General features: G+C 50.8%; 3 protein-coding genes and 1 pseudogene. 2 read left to right on the top strand and 2 right to left on the bottom strand.

The genetic code is table 11. From position 1 onward, the window contains the following. Window positions 1-221: 221 nt before the first annotated feature. The gene (locus tag AC2FFD_RS22240) at window positions 222-425 is read left to right on the top strand and encodes a hypothetical protein (protein ID WP_496874164.1); all 204 of its coding nucleotides are present in this window, start codon (window positions 222-224) and stop codon (window positions 423-425) included. Here AC2FFD_RS22240 and AC2FFD_RS22235 read toward each other — a convergent pair. After that, window positions 421-546: pseudogene (locus tag AC2FFD_RS22235) on the bottom strand (IS6 family transposase); the annotation flags it as partial. The gene AC2FFD_RS22240 and the pseudogene AC2FFD_RS22235 sit on opposite strands and share 5 nt — an antisense overlap. A gap of 320 nt (window positions 547-866) precedes the next feature. Beyond that, window positions 867-1,088, bottom strand: coding sequence for an integrase core domain-containing protein (locus AC2FFD_RS22230; RefSeq protein WP_496874163.1), 222 nt, complete (start codon window positions 1,086-1,088; stop codon window positions 867-869). On the opposite strand from AC2FFD_RS22230, the gene AC2FFD_RS22225 reads away from it, so the two are divergent. Beyond that, on the top strand, window positions 1,079-1,426 hold the full coding sequence (locus tag AC2FFD_RS22225; RefSeq protein ID WP_496874162.1) for a 6,7-dimethyl-8-ribityllumazine synthase: 348 nt from the start codon (window positions 1,079-1,081) through the stop codon (window positions 1,424-1,426). The two genes, AC2FFD_RS22230 and AC2FFD_RS22225, sit on opposite strands and share 10 nt — an antisense overlap. Window positions 1,427-1,446 lie beyond the last annotated feature (20 nt).

Below are 1,446 nucleotides of genomic sequence, written 5' to 3'. Positions count from 1 at the left end.
ATATTGCAATTAAGGGTACAAAAACGCCCCGGAACGCCGTGAATCCGCAAATTCTGATTAATTAGGGTACAGTGACACCAAATTGGCGCACCACAGGTTTCTGAACTGCCGGTTCTTCAGTGGGGCAAAGGGAGTGGTGGACATAAAGCGAATCACAATTGGTCGCCCAAATTGGACATACCAAAGCATATTATCCAAAATCGGTCCGAAAAGCCACAGCAATGATCGCTGTCTTTACAGGGCTAAGTTTTGACCGCTTTGAACAATGCACACGCGGTGCGTTCGTTCTGGATCTCGCTGATACCGTCCACGTAATTCGCGATGCGGGCAAACTCGACCGTTTTGAACGTCTCTGCCCCCCCGAAGAGGCCGACGCCGTGTTACTCGACCTTTTTGAAAGACTACCGGAAGCCAGGATTGAATAACGATTTCATCGAGATGCCATTTGTCGCTAGGCACAGGCCGGACTGTCCTGATGCTGTCCGCAATATGTCGGTCAAGCCGATCGACCCAAAACCGGACCGCTTCACGGCTTACAATCACCCCGCTACCAAAATTTCTGGTATGCTAATCTGGTATTACATGGTATTAGTGGAGCAAAAGGAACGAAAGCCGGGACCATCGAAAGTTCTGTTCATGAAGAAATGCCTTCACATAGTTGTTTTCAAACCAGGTCTTCTTCTTGCCTTACTGATTGACAAATTCGCGAAGCGAACTCCTCGACAGATAGAAGAGAATTTCTCCAATCGATGTAGCGGGGATTTGGATGAGCATGAAAAGCGTGAAGCGTTAGACAACCTCTTGCGGTATGGTACATTCTGAAAGCCACGATTGGGCAGTCTGATTTGATTCGACCGATATGATTGTTAATGTCTGTCTGGCCTTTGGTTTATTTGGACGATGGCTTCGGGTACCGGTGGAAGGTACCTTAGAGCGTTGTGAGGCAGTTTTTTGTTGTAGTGCTTGCTCCAACCTTCGATTTTGATCTGTGGTTCTCTCTCAAGAGTAGAAGATTTCCCGGTGAGCAGCGCATTGCGGACTCGCACATTGAGGAGTTTGTTCCGGCTTGGGAGGTAGGATGACACCATCTCATGTGCGTTATTGCTTTTCCCGACACGATGAGATTACCCTGCGGTTGCGCGACCTAGCGAAGTCGGGGCGATATGAGGAAGTAGTCGCTGCGGCATTTGTTGTGGACGGCGGCATTTATCGGCACGACTTTGTTGCCCAGGCGGTGGTGAACGGCCTGATGCAGGCGGGTCTTGAAAGCGGTGTGCCTGTTTTGTCGGTGTCCCTTACCCCGCATCAGTATCAGGAAACCGAGCATCACTCCCGGATTTACCGGCAGCACTTTGTGGTAAAGGGTCGTGAGGCTGCCGACGCTGCGCTGCAGCTCACGCGTGTGCGCGAAGAGTTGGCGGCTTAAAGTAAGTTCGGCGGCGCCGT

The organism is Ruegeria sp. YTSC002, assembly GCF_059609845.1.
The sequence above is the reverse complement of the archived record's forward strand: the minus strand, read 5'-3'. Positions and strand labels throughout refer to the sequence as shown.